Origin of the sequence: Clostridium sp. 1001283B150225_161107_B6, assembly GCF_015556325.1 — a bacterium.
In the GTDB taxonomy this organism is placed as follows: domain Bacteria; phylum Bacillota; class Clostridia; order Lachnospirales; family Lachnospiraceae; genus Enterocloster.
In genome coordinates, this window is record NZ_JADNMD010000001.1 from 1,023,232 (window position 1) to 1,041,841 (window position 18,610).

Sequence of the window (18,610 nt, forward strand, 5' to 3'; positions counted from 1 at the left end):
ATATCACAGGAAAATGTTTCCGGCCAGTATGCCGAGCGCGTTGCCGATAATATATCCGTACACACCAATCAGCACAGCCGGTATCATAAGCCGCTGCCACCCTTTGCTGCCCACATAGGCGCAGGCCGTGGCCGGTCCGCCATAGCTTGAGTTTATGGAAATCAGCGCTTCCTCCAGATTCATCTTGAAAATTTTGGTGATACCCAGGGTGATGGTCATGATAAAGAAAATAATGATGATTTTCGCCACAACAATCATAGGGGCAATCTGGATAATCTCAATGATGCTGGCCCCTGTGCCCATTACGGTCATGAACAGCAGAAGCATGAAGGAACCGATTTCCTGCCCAAACCGCATGGACTCCGCAAACTTTGGAAATGCGGTGACAACCACAAGGGTGAGCACGGAGGTAACCAGGTAAATGTTGCTGAACAGCATGTCAAATACAGTGGGCAGTCCCAGGGAACCCATGAAGCTGCAGACCAGGGTTGATACTCCCAATACCCCGAAGGAGAACGCCAGCAGTTTTGCCAGTCCCAGCACCGTGTATCCAGCTCCCTCTTTGGCTGCCTCAGTCTCAGCCGTCCTGCCGGAATCCGTACCCTGGATTTCAAGCTCGTCCATATAGGGATGCCTGAAATTCTTCTTGAAAAACTTCAGATTAGGTACCATTCCAATAACCACCAGGAAGGTTACCGCCACCAGATTGCTTCCAACCGCGGCAGCTCCCACCACATTTTGGCTTACATGAAAGGTTTTGGCCATTGCAGCCTGGTTTACCGTACCTCCGGTACACACGCCCACCTCCATGGCTACATATCCGGCAATGTCCTTTGCAAAATAGAAATTATTCCTGAACAAAAATCCCACCGCAATGCCGCCGACCACTGCGCCCAGACAGGCGACATTCATCAGAATAAAGGCATGCCCGCTTTCCCTGATGATTCGTTTTATATTTGCCTCAAGAAGCACCATGGGAATGGCAAGAGGCATGATATAATCAAACACAACGTCATATGCGCCGGACGCAGTGGGCAGCACATGGCAGGTAACCAGGGCCACGGCCGTGAAAATACTGACGCCCATGCCGGACAAAATACCGGCCCACCGCCACCTTCTCTCAGCGTACATACCAAATGCCGTGACTCCGATAATAATTGCAAAGATTAACAGTGTATCATTAATTAAGACTCCATCCATACGATTCCTCTGCTTTCATAACAATTAAAGGTCTGCCGGTTCTTTATCTCTCTTTTGATTTTAAAATATATCCCATAAATTCAATCATCATCCTGGCGGCAAAAATGCCCGTATACCCGGACAGGTCATACTGAGGAGCCACCTCTACCAGGTCAAAGCCCACTACCTCTCCTTTTTTGGTAATTCCGTACAGCAGGTCATTGATTTCATAATAGTCCAGTCCGCCCGCAGACGGCGTGCCTGTGCCTGTTACCAGGGAAGGGTCCGTACCATCGATGTCATATGTAATATAGTACCGGTCCGCTTCCGGTATCTGGCTGAGAGCGTACTGGATTCCCTTCTTTTTTACATCCCGGGCCGGGATAATCACGCTGCCGTATGCCCGGGCATCCTCAAAATCGGACTTCATGCTGCTTCCAAGGCCCCGGATTCCCACCTGGGCCATTCCGTTTATATGTTTCATCTCAGAAATCCTGCGCATGGGGCTTCCCTGCCCCAGTCTCTGTCCCGCCCGTTCATCGCACCAATCCAGATGTGCATCAATCTGAACCACACAGACCGGACCAAGGCTGTCCAATGCCCTGACCACCGGAATTGTGATGGAGTGGTCTCCTCCCATCACCACGGGCATGGCTCCCCTTGCCACAATCTTCCGGACAGAGCCTTCAATATTGCGGAAACTTTGTTCCAAATCACCGTGGACAATATCAGCGTCGCCGCAGTCCACAATCCTCCAGCGGCTGTCCAGGAACATTTCGTCCCTGTCAGGGTCATATACGCCGTCATCATTGGTAAATGCCGTTAATTTTGAACCTGCCCTGATGCATTCAGGCCCCTGGTTGGTACCTGAACGGTACTGGATTCCCATATCATAGGGCACCCCCAGAACTGCCACATCCGCATCCAGCTGGTCCAAATCAGCACAAACCTCCTTTTTCATAAAAGAACAGATGCCTGTCATGGGCAGATTTAAACGATTGTCATTCATATCAATACCTCCATAAGAAACATAATTGTATCACTTTGCATCAGGGCCCCTCAGCTTTGTCCTCTATATTAGCCGTATGCCCAGAACCAGTCAACGGTAAAAACGATTCAATTATGAATCATTATCCTGAATTGATTTTCCGGATTCTATGGTATACTGGGAATGGAATACCACAAAGGAACCACTTTGGACGGAATCCGGGAAACATGACAAAAATCTCAGCAAAACAACAAAAGGTGACGCGTATGGATACAAAATATATTGACATTGTTCCAATCTTTCAATTTAACCAGAGTATACGGGATTTGCTCCACTACCTGCTGCAAAACGATGTGAACGCCAGCCACATCATTTTGTGCGATGCCAGGAAAAAGCCCTGCGGAATCATCCATACAGGCAAGCTTTATAAGGAGATTGCCTTTGGCTTGCAGTTTGACCATGTGCTGGAATCCATAAGCGACAGCGATTATGTGACCCTCCCTCAAAACTGCAGCTTCATAAACCCGGAATTGATTGCAGGCAGGACCATCATTGTAACCTCTGACGACGGCTGCTGCATCGGCATTGCCAATAAGACAGCCCTGCTTGTGAACCACATCCAATCCGACGAGACATACAGAAAAAAAGTCAGCAAATCATTTTTTGCCGACCTTAATTTTGGTTTTATTCTTTCTGATATCCATGGCAATATCATTCAAGCAGACCTACCATGCTTCCTATGATGACATCAGCCTGGAAATTCAAGCTTACCCCTATTTTGAGGAGGGGGAGCCTGTTAAAATTGCCCTGTTCCTTTTTAACATGTCGGACCTGTACGCAAGCAAGAAATCACTGGCCGAGGTAAAAGCCAAATACAGGGAGCTGCTGGAAATAGCCAATCATTCCTACGACGAAATCTACGTCACGGACAGCACAGGGCTGTGCGTATTCGTAAACAAAGCCTGCGAGCGCATCTACGGGCTGAAACGAGAGGACATGCTGGGACGGACATCCGCCCAGATGAAGGCCAACGGCTTCATCTCCTCGGACCTCAGCGAAAAGGTCATTCAGATGAAACACCGGCTCCGGGATATCCAGACAACAAAAATCGGCCAGAAAATCCTGGTCATTGCAAGCCCCATATTTGACAAAAACGGCGATGTGCGCAGGGTTGTTATCAACTCCAGGGAGATAGCCGACATGATGGATGTCAGAATCTCGGCCGACAATTTAAGCCGGCAGAATTGCACCAACATCACCGACAAGCTGACGGACCTGACCTTAAAGTCCAATAAGATTGTTGCCGAGTCCGAGAGCATGTGCAAGGTCATACGGCAGGTGACACGGATATCGCAGACCGATGCCCATGTCCTGCTGTTCGGAGAGACCGGCGTTGGCAAGGATGTGATAGCAACGCTTATCCATGAGATAAGCAGCAGACGCAATCACAATCTGGTCCGGCTTAATTGCGGCGCTGTTTCCGGCGATTTGATAGAAGCAGAGCTCTTTGGCTGCGAAAAGGGCCCGGCAGACAGCAGAGAGTCCGGCCGGACAGGCCTGTTTGCCCTGGCGGATAAGAGCACCCTGTTCTTAGACGAAATCGACGAGTTCCCATACCATCTCCAGGGAAAGCTGCTTCACGCCATTGATGACAAGAATTACACTCCCATGGGCAGCAGCCGGCCCGTCAGCAGTGATTTCAGGCTCATCGCAGCCACCAGCAGAAATCTTCCCGAGCTGGTCAGGGAAGGCAGGTTCCGGGAGGACCTGTATTACCGGCTGAACGTAATGTCGGTCACCATCCCCCCATTGAGGGAACGCCGGGACGATATCCCTTTCCTGGTCCAAAATGTGCTGTGCAGCATAAACAAATCAGCGGGAACACAGACAGCCATCAGCCCTGAGGCCATTGAACGCCTGAAACGCCATACCTGGAACGGAAACATACGGGAACTGAAAAACATCCTGGAAAAGCTCTGCATTCTCTCAGACGGAATCCGGATTACAGAAAAGGATTTGCTGCTGCTGCCGGAATTCGCACCTGGAAATGCTTTTCCTGCTGACGATTACAGTTCCCTGATAGGACAGCAGGAACTGCCTGCCATCCTGGACCTGTTTGAAAAGAGGCTGCTTTGCAGTTCCATGCAGCAGTGCGATTCCACTTACAGCCTTGGAAAATTACTGGGAATAAGCCAGGCAACGGCTGTGCGGAAATTGCAGAAATACGGACTGAAATTTTAATAATAGTTCCGGCAGCAGGCAAATTTCATGTTGACACAGGCATTGTGTTATGAGATACTTTTATATATAGTATCGAATACTACATATGGAGGTGTTGTATGAAAACTGCGATTTTAATTGATTCTGGCTGCGACGTATCCCATGAGATAGTCCAGAGATTCCACATGAAGGTGATGCCCCTTCATATCATTTATCCGGAAAGGGATTATATTGACGGGGTGGACATCCTGCCCGAAACCATTTATCAGCGTTTTCCGGGAGAAATTCCCGCCACTTCAACACCCAGTCCCCAGGATGTGAAAGATATGGTTGAAGAAATCAAGGCAGAGGGTTATACCCATGTGCTGGCATTCTGTATTTCCAGCGGCTTAAGCGGTACATATAATACGGTCGGCAGTGTTCTGGGGGATGAAAAGGACCTGACTTCCTTTGTGCTGGACACCAGAAGCATATCCTTCGGGGCCGGTATCCTGGCTGTATGGGCCGGGATGCAGTTGGAAGAGGGAAAAAGCTTTGAAGAACTGAAAGAAATACTTCCGGAAAAAGTCAAGGATTCCAAGGTGTTTTATTACATGGATACGCTGACCTATCTGCGCAAAGGCGGACGGATTGGTCTGGTTACCTCTGTGGTAGGCAGCATTCTGAACATTAAGCCCATCATCTCCTGCAATGACGACGGGGTATATTACACTGCGGCGAAGATACGCGGCGCAAAGCAGGGACTCTCCAGACTGCTGGCCGAGGCCAGTTCCTTTGCTGGCGGCCGTCCCTGCCTGACCGCTTTGCTGAACGGCCAGGGGCAGGAAGCGGCCCATGAACTGAAGCCCCGGCTGATTGCCGGCATACCGGAAGGACGCCTGATTATGGAAAAAGCCATCACAGCTTCCCTGGCTGTGCACACCGGCCCCGGTCTGGTGGGAATCGGCGTGCTCCGTCTGTAGCAGCCATGTACCTGCGGGATATGCCTGCCCGGAAACAGCGGTCCCCCAAACAGTTACAGTGCCTGCGCTGTCCTTGCCAGTTCTTCCCGAATGGCAATATGCTGGGGGCAGACCTGTTCACACTTGCCGCACTTGATACATTCTGAGGCTTTCTTTTTTCCATGCCCTCCCACCAGCCAGTCCTCCTGGTGGGCGGCTGCCGCCTTATCCTTATAAAGGGTCAGATAATTCATGGCTGTAAATGAACCGGATATGCCAATGTTATTGGGACATACCTTTGCGCAGTAATTGCAGGCAGTGCATGGAATCAGAGGTATCCGGTTAATCTCCCTCTGTGCAGCATCCAGTGTTTTCTGCTCCTGCGGGGTCAGGCCCTTAAAATCCTTCATGCTGGAAAGATTATCCTCCATCTGCTCCAGGCTGCTCATGCCGGAGAGCACGGTAATAACGCCTTCCAGACCGGCTGCAAAACGGATGGCCCAGGACGCAGCCGACCGCTCCGGCTCCGCCTCCTTCAAAATGTTCAGGACAGACTCCAGCGGGTTGGCCAGCATACCGCCTTTTACAGGCTCCATGATTACCACCGGTTTTCCGTGTTTTCTGGCCACCTCATAGCATCGTCCGGACTGCACGGCTGGATAATCCCAGTCAGCATAATTGATTTGAAGCTGGACAAATTCCATTTCCGGATGTCTGGTTAACAGTTCATCCAGTTCCTCAGGTGTTGAGTGGAATGAAAATCCCACATGCTTAATCAGCCCCTGGGCCTTTTTCTCCTGTACAAACCCCCACATATCATAATCATCAAAAAAGCGTGTCCGGCTCTCCCCCAGATTATGCAGCAGGTAAAAATCAAAATATCCGGCTCCTGTCTGCTTTAAGGAAGTGTCAAACTGTGCAGCTGCTTCCTCCCTGCTCTTACAGTTAATCCATGCAGCGTTCTTAGTGGCCAGCTGAAACTGGCTGCGGGGATACCGTTCTACCAATGCCTGGCGGATGGCATCCTCACTGCCTGCATAAGCCCATGCCGTATCAAAATAGGTAAATCCCGCCTCCAGAAACAAATCTGTCATCTGTTTCGTCTGTTCTATGTCAATCACGCCGTCTTTTTGCGGCAGCCTCATCAGGCCAAAACCCAGCTTCTTTATTTCCTCACCTAAATATGCCATCTCTGTGCTTCCTCCTATCATCCAAGGCCATCCACCCATGCTTTAAGGTCGGCGGCCTTCACACTGCCGAACCGTCTGCCCGGTTTCCAGCGGGTATCCCGGGAACAGCAGCCCTTTAATATCCGCTCCGTGTCACCCATGCCGCTGCCGCCGGAAGTTGCAAAGGGAACCACTGTCTTTCCTGAGAAGTCATAGCTTTCCAGGAATGTGTTGATAATGGCAGGAGCTACGTACCACCAGATGGGAAAGCCCACAAAGACCGTGTCATACTGCTCTATATCCTCCACCTGATTGCCGATGGCCGGCCGGCAGGACGGGTCCTTCATCTCCACGCTGCTGCGGCTCTTCTTATTTGTCCAGTCCAGGTCAGCGGATGAATAGGGCTCTGCGGGCAGTATTTCGTGCAAATCACCACCCGTTACCTGGGCCAATGTCTCTGCCAGCCTGGCTGTGACGCCGCTGGCGGAAAAATACGCTACTAATGTTTTACTCATCGTGTTGTCCTCCTGATTCATATTCGTTTGTCATCCGGTTCCTGATTTCATTTCTGAGATAATCCATTCGCTCCAGCTGGCGTTCCCGCAGATGAATCTCATCCAGGGTTTTGCTCCGCAGCACATTGAGCATCTGCATTCTCTGCTGTTTGGTAGAATCCCCGGCAATCAGCAGCTTCATATAGGTTTCCACATCCTCCGGCGAAAATCCCATGTCGTGCAGCGCCATAATCATCCCCAGGCGCTCCAGGTCACTGTCGCCGTACTCCCAGTCGTACTGCCAGTCCTCCATGGCAATCCTTACAGCGCCGCACAGCCCCCATTGTGCATATTCCTGCAATATTTTTACCGGAATATGATACTGGCGGCTGACTTCTTCGCCTGTCATATCGTCCCCCCTTTCCATGTCCCGCACACCGGGTCCGGCCGTTTAAAAAATAGGCACAGCAGCATTTAAGCTCCTGTACCTATATTATATCCTCACATATTTTCATTGTAAAATGCTTATAATGAGTACCCGGCCATTCGTTTTCCGTATTTCTCTTTTATGGGACCAACCGGCCCAACTCCGCCCAACTTCCCACGCTTCCATCACAGGGCCTTTCTCAGATGAACTTATCCGCCAGGGTCTGATATAGCAAATCCGGGTCTATGGGCTTTGCCAGATGTCCGTCCATCCCGGATTCAGCCGCCCGCACCACGTCCTCATGGAAAGCATCGGCTGTCATGGCTATAATAGGGATGGAAGCCGCCTTTGGATGACCGGACTGCCGGATAGCCTGGGTAGCCTGGTATCCGTCCATCACAGGCATCTGGACATCCATCAGAATCAGGTCATAGGAATCGCCCTTTGTCAGGAATTTTTCCACTGCTTCCCTTCCGTCCCTTGCATAGTCCGCTGTAACCTCCGTCATATTCAGGAATTCCATTGCAATTTCCCGGTTAATATCATTGTCTTCCACCAAAAGCACGTGATGTCCGGCCAGTTCGGGCCGGTGAAAACTCTCGTGGGAGCCCGTCCGCCGCACCGCTTTTTCAATTCCGGTGGCAGACAGCAGCGCATTATAAAGAGTGGATGCAAAAATAGGTTTTGCCAGGAACGCATTGGCGCCTGCTGCCCTCGCTGTTTTCTCAATAGCCCCCCAGTCATAGGCGGTAACAATGATAATAAGCGTATCCGGCCCCACAATCTCCCTCATACGCCGGGTGGCTTCTATGCCATCCATATCCGGCATCCTCCAGTCCACCAGGCAGACATCGTAGCCCTCGCCTTCCCGGTACATGGCACGCACTTTCTCCACACATTCCCATCCGGTCTGCACCCAGTCCGACTGAATCCCCAGATTTTGCAGAAGAAGGGAGGCGTGGATGCAGCTGTCCCTGTCATCATCGGCCACCAGTACCTTCAATGCCTGTATGGCATGGGGCTTCTGTTCCTGGGTATCTGCATCCTCAGCCTGCAATTCAAAATCAAGTTCAATGGTAAATGTGCTTCCCTGCCCCAGTTTACTTTTCACAGAAATGGTTCCGCCCATCAATGTGACCAGATTCTTGGTAATGGGCATCCCCAGCCCGGTACCGCCATATGACTGGCCGTCAGGCACATGCTCCTGTTCAAATGGTTCAAATAAATGGCTTAAAAATGTCTCGCTCATACCAAGACCGGTGTCACTGACTGTAAAGCTTATGCGGGTCTTTCCTGCCTTCCTCCACATCTGCCGTATTTCCAGCCGGATGGTGCCTCCCTCCGGCGTAAATTTAAGAGAGTTGGACAACAGATTAATCAGTACCTGATTCAGCCTCAGTCCGTCTCCTATGAGAACCGTATTGGTCAGGTTTATCAGAGGCACCTTAAATGCCAGCCCCTTTTCCGCTGCCTGGGGATATATGATGGAGGTTATGGACTCCACCGCGGTTTCCAGGTTAAAGGCCTCATGGGCAATCTTCATTTTACCGGCGTCAATTTTAGACATATCCAGCACATCATTGATAAGCGTCATCAAATGCTTGGAGGAATATCCAATCTTCTCCAGGCAGTCCCCCACCCGCTTGCGGTCCTCAATGTATGCAGCCGCAATGGTGGTCATGCCAATAATGGCATTCATGGGCGTGCGTATTTCGTGGGACATACGCGAAAGGAAGTCGGATTTGGCCCTGTTAGCCTGTTCCGCCACGGACAATGCATCCTTCAGGGCCTCGGTCTGGGCGGTCAGTTTCCTCTGCATCTCCCTTAGTTCCGTCACATCCGTCACATCAATGAAAATCACCAGATATACCGGCCTCCCCTCCTGCCAGTCAACACAGGTGGCGTTGACCTGGAGCCATAAGGTCTGTCCGTTCCGTCCGTTGACATGCATGGTAAAATGCAGCGGCCCGCCGGCCAGTATCCTGGATTTCTGCCCATTGATGATTTCCAGGTTATCCCGGATATTGGCCTTATAAAGAGGAGTTCCTCCCTGTTCATCTGCATTTCCAAAATACTCCAGAAAACGGTCGTTGGCAGACAGCAGGGTCAGCTCCATCTCACTCTTAACATACTCAATCCGATACTTTGCCACAAACCCAGGCAGACTCTCATATGTAACCGACTGCTCTTTCCGCATCTTCATAAGGTCGTCCACATTGGTAAGCGTGGAGTAGGCCACCTGATAACCGTCTATATATTCCTCTGCAAACTGGGTCGAAAACTGTACCCAGACATAGTCTCTGTTTTTCCTGCGGATGCGTGAAAGCAGCCTGTATCCGTCCCTGCCCTCCTCCAATGCCTTCAGAACGGTTTCTGAAAGTTTTTTCCACTCATCCGGGTCTGACTGATAATACAGGTCCGGCCGGTTGTGATAGACTGCCTCGTATTCATCCTTGGGCCATCCAATCAGCTGATAATAAAACTCATTGGCCCAAATCAGGGTAAAATGCTCATCCAGCAGATGCTTGCTCACACTGACCCCCAATAAACGCATCAGCGTATTATACTCATATTCAGCCGGCGTAATACCTGCGGTATTGTCCCCATGGATTTTGTCATGCCTTTGGTCCGTCATATGTTCACTTCCTCCTAACTGCAATTATACGGAAAATAAATGGGCCAATACCTGAAAGTCAATTGCAGTCACGACTAATAGGTTGTGCCGCCTCACGCCTATCCTTGTTCATATAGTTCTGTTTGATTCATAATTATAATCCAAATTTGAAAAAAACACAATCGCTTATGGCAAAACAGTTGGGAAAATGTTAAAATGACAAAGATAAACTATATATACAGAGGAGCATGAAATTTGCAAAGTGAACAGCAGTATTCAAATCTTGTCTACGAATATTTTCTTACCCGGATTCAATTCCGTTATTATAAATGCGGGGACTGTCTCCCCTCCATTGACACCCTGTGCCGCGAACTCTGCGTGTCTGCCCAGACAGTAAAGATGGCCCTGAAGCGCCTGCGTTCGGAAGGATATATCGACATGCACAACGGCCGTTCCACAAAGGTTATATTCCAACAGGACCAGGAAACCTCAAACCAGTGCATCCTGCGCTATTTTTCCTGCAGGATTCACAGCTTCCAGGACCTGTTTCAATCAGTGGGCCTGATTATGCATCCCCTGCTCACGGAGAGCTTTTACCGGGCCGATGAAAGGGACCTGGCCTGCCTTGCCCGCCTGGCAGAGGGGTCATGTACGGATGATGTACTCCATTTTTTCTGTTTTGTCCTTCAAAAAATCGACAATCCCCTGGTCATGAACCTTTACTGGGAGGCGTCCATATACTGGGGCCTGCTATTCTTAAAGCACGATGACGGAAAGGATTTAAGCGATGTGGCCCTGCTGCATGATGAGATAGAGCACTGTGTCCTCCTTGCTGAAAATAAGGAATGGAACCAGCTGGCCCGGCAGCTCCATATATTCCGTCAGGATTCCATCGGCAGGGCTGTGGACCTCCTGACCCAGCGGATTCCACCAGCAGAGAACGTGGAACACATCCCCTTTGTGTGGCGGATATACCGCGAACGGCCTCAGGTATGCTACAGCCTGGCAGCCTGGCTTCTTCATGAAATCTATATGGGCTGCTACCGGGAGGCAGAATTCCTGCCTTCTTATGAGAATATGGCTGCAGCCTACGGTGTCTCGGTCAGCACCATACGCCGCACCGTCAAGGTTCTCAACCAGCTGGGGGCAGTCCGTTCCATCAACGGAAAGGGGACCATGGTCTTTGGAATCGGCGCGCACTGTGATTCCCCTGACTTTACAAGCCCTGTGGTCCGCCGCAATCTGGCCTTCTTCTTCCAGTCCTTTGAGCTGCTGGTTTATTCCTGTGAAACCGTAATGCAGCACTGCCTGTCCTCTGCCTCACGGGAGGAAAAAAGCAGACTTACCAGCCAGCTGGAACAGGACCTGGCCCATGGCCGTCAGGAACTATCCCTTTGGCGCTGCCTGCTCTTCGTCACAAAATGCAGCCCGTTAAAGGGGATACGTGAAATTTACGGCCGTATCTACAGTCTGTTCCTGTGGGGTTATCCGCTGAAAGCATCCCACGATGGCAATCCGGCTTTAGATGAGGCAATCCTCCGCTTCACTGACACAATGATTCAGGGTCTGAAGGGAGATGATATTGCCGGCTGCTGCCAGGCCATAAAAATCCTGGTTACACAGCAGTTTCCGGCAGCGGAACAATATCTTTTAAACCAGGGACTCCAGCCTGAGGATTTGAGGCTGAATCCCTCTATCCGGCTATTGATTTCTGATGAGGACACATAGTATTGCAGCTCACTCCACCGGAACCTTCCACACTTCCACGTCCGCCTTGCCCGTCTGGCCGTCTTCCGGGTCAACACGAATCATGGCAGGGTTCCTGCACCTTTGCTATGTAATCATTATTTACCTGCGGCCCAGCTGCCAAAAAGCAACCGCGCTTGCAGCCGCCACATTCAGGGAATCCACTCCATGGGCCATGGGAATGCGGACCGTGTAATCGCAGTCGGCAATGGTCCCTGCCGCCAGCCCGTCCCCTTCCGTGCCCAGGATAATGGCCAGCTTTTCCTCCGACATCAATCCCGCATCATCAATGGTGACCGAATCATCCTTTAAAGCCATTGCCGCAGTTTTAAATCCCAGCTCATGCAAACGCCCGATTCCCTCCTGAGGCCAGCATAACCCGCTGTCCAGAAAGGTCCAGGGTATCTGGAATACAGTCCCCATGCTCACCCGGATGGCGCGGCGGTACAGCGGATTGCTGCAGGCTGATGTCAGCAGGACTCCATCCATGTTCAGGGCAGCGGCCGAACGGAAGATGGCGCCCACATTGGTGGGATTCATGACATTTTCCAGCACTGCAATCCGCCGCGCGCCTGCACAGATTTCTTCTGTCCCGCGCAGCGGCGGACGGTACATTGCGCACAGCATGCCCCGCGTAAGATGAAATCCGGTGAGCTGTGTCAGCACGTCAAATTCCGCCGTATACACCGGAATATCACCGCATCGGCTGATGATTTCCCTGGCCTGGCTCTCCACATGTTTTCTTTCCATCAGCATGGATATAGGGACACACCCCGCGTCCAGGGCGCGCTCTATAACCTTGGGACTTTCCGCTATGAAAATGCCCTTGTCCGGTTGGTGGCGGTTTAACAGCTGCCCCTCTGTAAGCCGGGCGTAAACATCCAGCTCCGGGGCGGCAAAATCCGTTATCTCAATTATATTTGGCATTGGTATCTCCTGACTACCGTTTTCCCTATATTCTATTATCTGTTGGAGCAAATGTCAAACAGCTCATACATCAGGCGCATAAGCTCCACTCCGCTCCGGAATCTTACATCCCCAAACCCTGTCCGGAATATCCCCTGCATTCCTGCATCCCGACGTCCGGCTACCCGGACCGATACCATGGGACATACCGGGTATTCCCTTAATTCCTCACGGGCAAAATCATAATCCTTTTTTATCCTGCCCTGCAAATCCACGAACGGGACAGTCCTGTTCCCCGGGCACTGTTTCCCGGTCAGACTACGCGGGGCCCTTCCCCTCATGGGGACGCCCACTGCATCCATAATATCCTCCATAATAAAAATCATCTGGTCAAGTCCCTGAAAAAACAATAATTCCTCCACATGGAATGACTTTACATATCCCCTGGCAGCCCTGCCGTCAAATGACTGGATGCCAACCAGAAACGTATATGTATATTCAGGGTAAGGACCGCCGTCGCGGGGAATATCATCCTCCATGATAATATATTTTTCAATTCTTGCCACTGTCTCCTCCCATCAAATCGTATCTGTTTTATTTGCCCAGTGCTGCAGGAGTGTTCTGATTGCCTCGTCCTCAGTCAATACCTTCTGTCCTGTCAGATAGACGCACGCCTCCTTCCATTCATCCCGGGTAAAATCATCCCTGCTTCGCAGTATGAATTCCCTCAGCCACCTTTCATCCACGCGCATGAATCTTAAATCCGACAGATATTCACATTTTGCCTTCAAGGCCAGATACTCTAACAGGGAACAGCTCACCATCTCTATTTCTCCTTTTTCAAACAGCACCAGTCCTGCGGTGCATAAAACTCCGGCGGTTTCATTTGTACTACCTCAGAATAATCATTCTGCGGTATTTTCCGGACATCAAGGCGTATCAGGCAGGATACGATAAGGAATTACACGGATAAAATACAGAAAAATCCAGTACTTGGACACACCAAGAAACCGGCAAGAAGTTTTTTTCCTTCCCGGTCTGTTTGCTTTGAGGAAAAATAATATATGTATATTGACGCGGTCTGTCTTTTATTATAAAATACAAGGAGATTGCATTTCTGATTTACAGAAATGTCTGTATGACACCACAGAATGATTATTCTGTGGTCCTTTTTTGTCTATGGCAATTCTCATGCGGTTCATTACCTTTTCGTATTGTTTCAGGCTGGAGGCCACGTAAATCCGTGTAGTCTCAATGGAAGCATGTCCCAGGATATCCGCCAGATGCGCCAGATTTTTTTCAATGGCATAAAAGCTTTTTGCAAACAGATGACGGAAATTATGGGGAAATACCTTTGACTTTTCCACCCTGGCCTCCTGGCATATTTTCTTCATGGAATGGCATATATTACTTCTGTCCAGACATCTCCCGCCCTTTGTCCTGAAGATACACCCGCTTTTTATATCTGCGTCCCTTGTGTACTCCTTAAGCTGCCTGACCAGATTCCTTGGAAATATGATTACCCTGTATTTTCCCTTCATATATATTTCCGCCTTGCCCTGATGTATGGCCTCCACCGTCACATAGGGCAGTTCGCTGATTCGGATTCCGGTCCCGTACAAAACCAGCATAAGAAAATAAAGCTGCTGCTTCCCCATGCGGAAGGCTGTTTCCAGCAGCCGTCTGTAGTCCTGCTCTGTCAGCTCCCGCTTTTCATCAATGTAGATTCTCTTTTGCACCTTTAGGAATTTAACTTTATGCCCCTCCAATCCCATGCACTTAAGGTATGCATTCACGGCTGAAAGTTTCCCGTTCACGGTACACGCCCTGCATTGGCTGCTGAGATGTCCCCGGTATTGCATCAGCAAATCCTTGCTCAGACCTGCCTGTCCCATAAAATCAAGCATCTCCCCCACATCGTGGAGATATTTGCTTATGGTTGATTCTGATTTTTCCTCAGAGCGCAAATAAGTTTCGAATTTAGCCAGCTGCATTTCCTTTTCCATTGAGTCCTCCGTTTCCAGTCCGGTTAACAAGTTACCATTGATGTCATATTGAATACAAAATATCCTTTTTAGTTTTCTTATTGTAAAGCATATTTATGTATCAAAAAACCGGGGGGTTATTGATTACGGAGGGCTGGTGCACTTACAGACATTTCCGCAGTGAGTCAGCAGCTATCCCGTTCCAGGTAAAAGGGTGGCAGAATCTTCCCGACTCTGCCACCCGATGCCTATTCCTTTATTTTCTTCTACATTAACAATGGTTCAAACAATCAGCACAGGTTTTTCAGTTCCTTCGCACATGCAATATAATAATGCCGTCCATTTGCGCTGGTCTCATATTCCGCAATCTTCTCCAGCGCAGCTGCCTTTAACTGCAGGGCTTCCCTGTCCGCTTCATCTGTAATCAGCAAATCGCACAGTTCCAGGCACCACTGATATTCATGTTCCTGAAGAGCTGTCCGGGCCGCTTCACAGACCTTTGTCCTTCCGCCCATTAAATCAAGCATCTTGCGGGAATGCTGTTTTGGCGCCAGAGGGTGAAGGTTGGTGGGGTTCCCGTCAAACCAGCCTAAATATGCTGAATAAATTTCCCGCACAGTCCATTCCGTACAGCCATAATGTTCCGCCAGATACGGAAGGTCTGCATATTTGTCCGGCAGCCGTATTTCAGAGGCCAGTTCTTCCGCGCTCCTGCCCATGTTCATACCCTCCAATGTTTTGGTGAGAATATAGTCAATCGCGTCTCTGAAATTTCCCAGCACTTGACGGATTGTATCATTTCCGGATATGGCTGCCGTGTGTCCTGGCAGGAGATATTGGGCAGGATAGGACATAATTACATCAAGGCTGTTAATCCACGCAGCCAGGTCGCGGTACTGGCCGCCCCTGATTGCGTATAGGTTGGGGAAACAGCCATAATAGTTGTCACCGCAGCACAGCACTGCCTTTTGGGGGAACCATACCATGACTTGGTCCTCTGCTTCGCCCGGAAGGCGGACTATCTCCATCTCCACCCCGTCAATTTCCCTTACCACCTTATCCTGCCCGTAAACCGTGGTTGGCGGAACAAAAGCATGATGCTCCCCATAGATAATACCCTCCCGCGGTCCAATTCCCTGTGAAAGGGCCTCTTTGTCCGTAAGGGTGTATCCAAACTGCCTGGCTCCCCGGAGATTCTGGATATCTTTCAAGAGCCCTGTTTTTTCCAGCGCAGCGTTTTTAGGGGTAAATGCTATTATCTCCGGTGCGCCTTCCAGAAACGCCCCCGCGCCGCCCCTGTGGTCCGGGTGGCCGTGGGTATAGAGAATCGTCTTTACCTCTTTGCCCGTTTTCTCATGAATAATCTCCAGCAGCCGCTTCCCCCGTTCCATTGAATCCAGCGTATCGATTAAAATGATGCCTGTGGCCCCCTCTATAAAGATTGCATTACTGTGGCCTATTCCCAATACATACCATACGCCTTCCGTCACCCTGGATATAGTTTCCCTGTAATTCCTCTCTGTAAAGTCCTGCAGCATTTGATTTCCATTTTGCATGAGCATATTCTTATTCCTCCATTGTCCTGACGCATTCATTGTGTTCCTTCCATTCTACCACAATTTTCTGGAGGTGGGTACAGGTGTCTGGCTGGCTTTAATGTACAACGTATTTCAATTACACATTTTACAATTTCAGCAGCAATTCTGCATTCTTATATGCAATCTTTTCTTTGTCTTCCTGACTGAGCGGTGCGTCTTCCAGAAAACCTGCCGCCTTTCTTCTTTCTGTTCCGGACAATTCATGTTTTTACAAAGCCGGTTCTCTTTTGGCCTCGTCTTCGTTATCCAACGGCATACCCAGCCAAACGTTCTTTAAAGCATATCATGAAATATATTACCACACCACCGCAGCCTCCGATGCTTTCTTTTTATTATAAATCATCGTTTGATTAAGTGTATCTATTTCTACAATCCAAATTTCATAGCTGTTTAGATAACTTCCATCATCAATCACACATGAAAAAGCTATAAATTTATCATCTGGCGAAAAGCATATGGAATATATGCGTGATTCATATATATCCGGTAATTCTATATTTAAAATCGTATTTGTTTCCATATCATACAGATACAGTTTTCCATTGCATCTTAACATTACCTTCGTTTCGCTGTTGGATAATTTAAAATAGATTTGTTTTTCATGTTTTAATAACACCTCAGAAGTATCTGCTACCAAATTTTTTTTAGCCAGGGCATAATCCCCATCCTCCTGTTTGGAAACATACAATATACTCTTTCCATCAGAAAACCAATCATATGTATCCAGGTTATAATCAGGCTGTTGGCATTGTCCAATTAATAAATGTCTTTCCTGATTCTTTTTATATACATATATTTTACCTTCTTTGATATAACTAATAACATTTTCATTGACATACTTTGGGCTGTCAATATTTTCTCCCAGTTCAACAAAGGATACATCTCCTGTCACCAAATCAACATCTGCAGCCCCTTTCCCGCCTGAGCTTGCAAACATAATACGAGTTCTGTCTTTGCTGAAATATATACCGCCGCCGCTCTTGTTATATGGCACTGTACAAATATATTCCTTTTTTCGTTCTTGAAGCTGCATATCATACAGAACATAATCAAATGCAAACCTATCCTTATTGTCGTTCTTGTCATAATCAAACAATATGATGGGAGGCTGATTGATTAGTTTGGCACTCCATTCATCACTGACATTTAATATTCCTTCATTGCTATTTTCTAATGTGAAATGGTTCTGGTTTTCTGAAAATCATGAAAAATCGCAGAGGTGAAATGTGTGCTGGTTAAAGGTTGGGTGGCTTGATGCTACCCAGCCGGGGGACATCGCCCCGCAAGGCAGGGCGGCTAAAGTTATTGCCTAATACCAATTCTATTGTATTTGATAAATACACGAATCAATAAAAGACGTCTTTTCGATTTGTGAAAGCAAATCTTTTTTCATCTCATCCAATGTACATTTTTTTCTTTCAAAGCCATCATCATACCCTTCTGCCACAAAGATTTCCATTCGAAGAAGATTTAATACTTCTGTTAAGTTTTTCAAACAATCAAATACCCGTGTCTTGAGACATGGGTAATTGACTCTTAGGTCCCTACAGTTATTGCTCTTTTTCATTATAGTATCAAAGTTAGCTATTCTTCCCTTACTTTTTACGTTTAAACCAACACCGATTAAATGTCACTAATAAGTTATTTTATTAATTCATTACCATTTCATTTTTATGCACAAATATATGCAATGTCTTTACAATGCATATATTATATGCTATAATACTATAAAAAGGAGATGATAGTATGTCTGAAAAAAACACAAGTATGAATATCAGAATGAACAAGGACGTAAAACTACAAGCGCAGAAGATTTTTAATGACTTGGGAATAGATTTAACCACCGCTGTAAACGTATTTTTGCGTCAATCCATACGTTACCAGGGTTTCCCCTTCGATGTAACCCTACGCCAAGGCCAGGAACCAAACACAACAACTATGGCTGCTATAGAAAATGCGGATAAAGAGATAGATATGCATGGTCCGTTTGAGTCTGTAGAGGCCCTAATGGAGGACCTTAATGCTTAAGATTGAGTATCAAGGCCAGTTTAAGCGAGATTATAAGTTGGCCTTAAAACGTGGATGTAATCCCGAACTACTTACAGAGGTTATATCTATGCTGGTCAACGAACAAGAACTGCCAGAAAAATACAGGGACCATAACCTTACGAACTCACGGAACTATAAAAATGTGCGTGAGTGCCATATACAGCCCGACTGGTTACTTATCTATCAGATAAATAGAGATATCTTAACCTTAATATTATTGCGGACTGGTTCACATAGTGATTTGTTTTGAGGTTGGAAACAGGTGTGTATCCTCCCCCTTACCCCCGGGTGTGC

Annotated in this window: 18 protein-coding genes; 6 read left to right on the forward strand and 12 right to left on the reverse strand. The window is 48.5% G+C overall.

Annotated features, from left to right (window positions below):
* Nucleotides 1-3: 3 nt before the first annotated feature.
* Both I2H39_RS04570 and speB read right to left on the reverse strand, forming a co-directional pair.
* Nucleotides 4-1,200, reverse strand: a complete 1,197-nt coding sequence (locus I2H39_RS04570) for a DUF819 family protein (protein ID WP_195625887.1) — start codon at nt 1,198-1,200, stop codon at nt 4-6.
* 43 nt (nt 1,201-1,243) lie between these two features.
* Entirely contained in the window at nt 1,244-2,188 is a 945-nt protein-coding gene (speB, locus tag I2H39_RS04575; protein ID WP_227146146.1) for an agmatinase, read from the reverse strand.
* A 245-nt stretch (nt 2,189-2,433) separates the two neighbouring features.
* Here speB and I2H39_RS04580 point away from each other — a divergent pair, with 245 nt between their 5' ends.
* From I2H39_RS04580 to I2H39_RS04590, 3 genes are all read left to right on the forward strand, one after another.
* The gene (locus I2H39_RS04580) at nt 2,434-2,910 is read left to right on the forward strand and encodes a hypothetical protein (protein ID WP_195625888.1); all 477 of its coding nucleotides are present in this window, start codon (nt 2,434-2,436) and stop codon (nt 2,908-2,910) included.
* A complete protein-coding gene (locus I2H39_RS04585; protein WP_195625889.1) occupies nt 2,870-4,408 on the forward strand; it encodes a sigma 54-interacting transcriptional regulator in 1,539 nt (512 codons plus the stop codon). The genes I2H39_RS04580 and I2H39_RS04585 overlap by 41 nt, the downstream gene beginning before the upstream one ends.
* A gap of 98 nt (nt 4,409-4,506) precedes the next feature.
* Complete coding sequence (locus I2H39_RS04590; RefSeq protein ID WP_195625890.1) at nt 4,507-5,349, forward strand: DegV family protein; 843 nt, start codon at nt 4,507-4,509, stop codon at nt 5,347-5,349.
* 53 nt (nt 5,350-5,402) lie between these two features.
* On the opposite strand, the gene I2H39_RS04595 is transcribed toward I2H39_RS04590, so the two are convergent.
* From I2H39_RS04595 to I2H39_RS04610, 4 genes are all read right to left on the reverse strand, one after another.
* Nucleotides 5,403-6,518, reverse strand: a complete 1,116-nt coding sequence (locus I2H39_RS04595) for an aldo/keto reductase (protein WP_195625891.1) — start codon at nt 6,516-6,518, stop codon at nt 5,403-5,405.
* Between the two features lie 17 nt (nt 6,519-6,535).
* On the reverse strand, nt 6,536-7,012 hold the full coding sequence (locus tag I2H39_RS04600) for a flavodoxin (protein ID WP_195625892.1): 477 nt from the start codon (nt 7,010-7,012) through the stop codon (nt 6,536-6,538).
* Complete coding sequence (locus I2H39_RS04605; RefSeq protein ID WP_138305836.1) at nt 7,005-7,400, reverse strand: MerR family transcriptional regulator; 396 nt, start codon at nt 7,398-7,400, stop codon at nt 7,005-7,007. The genes I2H39_RS04600 and I2H39_RS04605 overlap by 8 nt, the downstream gene beginning before the upstream one ends.
* Before the next feature lie 217 nt (nt 7,401-7,617).
* On the reverse strand, nt 7,618-10,053 hold the full coding sequence (locus I2H39_RS04610; protein ID WP_195625893.1) for a response regulator: 2,436 nt from the start codon (nt 10,051-10,053) through the stop codon (nt 7,618-7,620).
* A gap of 234 nt (nt 10,054-10,287) precedes the next feature.
* Between I2H39_RS04610 and I2H39_RS04615 the strand changes: the two genes are divergently transcribed.
* Nucleotides 10,288-11,760, forward strand: a complete 1,473-nt coding sequence (locus I2H39_RS04615) for a GntR family transcriptional regulator (RefSeq protein ID WP_195625894.1) — start codon at nt 10,288-10,290, stop codon at nt 11,758-11,760.
* Between the two features lie 120 nt (nt 11,761-11,880).
* Here I2H39_RS04615 and I2H39_RS04620 read toward each other — a convergent pair whose 3' ends face one another.
* From I2H39_RS04620 to I2H39_RS04645, 6 genes are all read right to left on the reverse strand, one after another.
* Nucleotides 11,881-12,705, reverse strand: a complete 825-nt coding sequence (locus I2H39_RS04620; RefSeq protein WP_195625895.1) for an RNA methyltransferase — start codon at nt 12,703-12,705, stop codon at nt 11,881-11,883.
* A 35-nt stretch (nt 12,706-12,740) separates the two neighbouring features.
* Nucleotides 12,741-13,250: a hypothetical protein gene (locus I2H39_RS04625; RefSeq protein WP_138305832.1), complete on the reverse strand. Its 510-nt coding sequence runs from the start codon at nt 13,248-13,250 to the stop codon at nt 12,741-12,743.
* A gap of 12 nt (nt 13,251-13,262) precedes the next feature.
* Nucleotides 13,263-13,508, reverse strand: a complete 246-nt coding sequence (locus I2H39_RS04630) for a hypothetical protein (RefSeq protein WP_138305831.1) — start codon at nt 13,506-13,508, stop codon at nt 13,263-13,265.
* 267 nt (nt 13,509-13,775) lie between these two features.
* Nucleotides 13,776-14,690 carry a tyrosine-type recombinase/integrase gene (locus I2H39_RS04635; RefSeq protein ID WP_138305830.1) on the reverse strand — a complete coding sequence of 305 codons (915 nt, stop codon included), beginning with the start codon at nt 14,688-14,690 and terminating at the stop codon, nt 13,776-13,778.
* A gap of 269 nt (nt 14,691-14,959) precedes the next feature.
* Nucleotides 14,960-16,231 (reverse strand): alkyl/aryl-sulfatase, encoded by a 1,272-nt coding sequence (locus I2H39_RS04640; RefSeq protein ID WP_195625896.1) that lies wholly within the window; start codon nt 16,229-16,231, stop codon nt 14,960-14,962.
* A 331-nt stretch (nt 16,232-16,562) separates the two neighbouring features.
* Nucleotides 16,563-17,300 carry a PD40 domain-containing protein gene (locus I2H39_RS04645; protein ID WP_207746752.1) on the reverse strand — a complete coding sequence of 246 codons (738 nt, stop codon included), beginning with the start codon at nt 17,298-17,300 and terminating at the stop codon, nt 16,563-16,565.
* Between the two features lie 713 nt (nt 17,301-18,013).
* Here I2H39_RS04645 and I2H39_RS04650 point away from each other — a divergent pair.
* Together I2H39_RS04650 and I2H39_RS04655 are read left to right on the forward strand one after the other, a co-directional pair.
* Nucleotides 18,014-18,295, forward strand: coding sequence for a type II toxin-antitoxin system RelB/DinJ family antitoxin (locus I2H39_RS04650; protein WP_195625898.1), 282 nt, complete (start codon nt 18,014-18,016; stop codon nt 18,293-18,295).
* Entirely contained in the window at nt 18,288-18,566 is a 279-nt protein-coding gene (locus tag I2H39_RS04655) for a type II toxin-antitoxin system YafQ family toxin (RefSeq protein WP_195625899.1), read from the forward strand. Before I2H39_RS04650 ends, I2H39_RS04655 begins: the two co-directional genes overlap by 8 nt.
* Nucleotides 18,567-18,610 lie beyond the last annotated feature (44 nt).